This window comes from Frankia sp. CcWB2 (genome assembly GCF_977927585.1).
The window spans coordinates 10,054-10,758 of sequence record NZ_CDWRCM010000110.1 but is presented as its reverse complement, the minus strand read 5'-3'; the positions used below and the strand labels follow the sequence as shown (position 1 = coordinate 10,758).

1 protein-coding gene and 1 pseudogene are annotated in these 705 nt (G+C 73.0%); both read left to right on the top strand.

Annotation, left to right across the window (positions count from 1 at the left end):
* Positions 1-454, top strand: a pseudogene (locus ACY45C_RS12970) (hydroxymethylbilane synthase); the annotation flags it as partial.
* A 2-nt stretch (positions 455-456) separates the two neighbouring features.
* Positions 457-705, top strand: a 249-nt coding sequence (locus tag ACY45C_RS12965; protein ID WP_462187876.1) for an SAM-dependent methyltransferase, incomplete at its 3' end; no start/stop codon positions are given.

Here is a 705-nt window from a genome sequence, read left to right as displayed (position 1 = left end):
CGTCGTGGCCGGCCCGGCGCGCGCTCTGGTGCCCGCCGCGGCGGGTTCGGGTCCCGCTGCGGGACAAACCGGTGGCGAAACGTGGTCAGATGGCGGCCAGCCCGTCGATACGGGCCTCGCCGAGCTGCTACGGTTTGTGCTCGATGACGCATCGTCGTCCGTCGCGGTCAGAGCGGAACGCGCGTTCCTCGCCGGCATCGAAGCTGGTTGTACTGCCCCGGTCGGCGCCTTGGCCGAGCTTCTTCCGGAGCCGGCCGAAAGAGCTGCGGCGGAGGCCGGCGGTGCGCCTCCCGCGGGTCGTCTGTGCCTGCGGGCGGTCGTCGCCGCGCCGGACGGAAGCGATGTCCTCCGGCGTGACGTCACCGGATCCGCCGTCGACCCGGAGGCGCTCGGGCAGCGCCTCGCGGACGACATGCTGTCCGCCGGAGCACACTCGCTGATGGGAACCCGCTGAGCATGGCCACCCGACGAACGAAGAAGCCCGTCTCCCCGGTCGCCCTGGTGGGTGCCGGACCACGTGATCCCGGACTGCTCACCGTCCTCGCGGTCGAGACCCTGGCCGCCGCCGACCTGGTGGTGGCCGATCCCGAGGTGGCGCCGGCGGTGGTGGAGAACCTCACCGCCGAAGTGCTGCGCATTGGCGACCTCGAGGCGCCGAAGCCGGTCCGTGACGCGGAGGCGGCGACCGCCGCGGTGGTGAGCCTG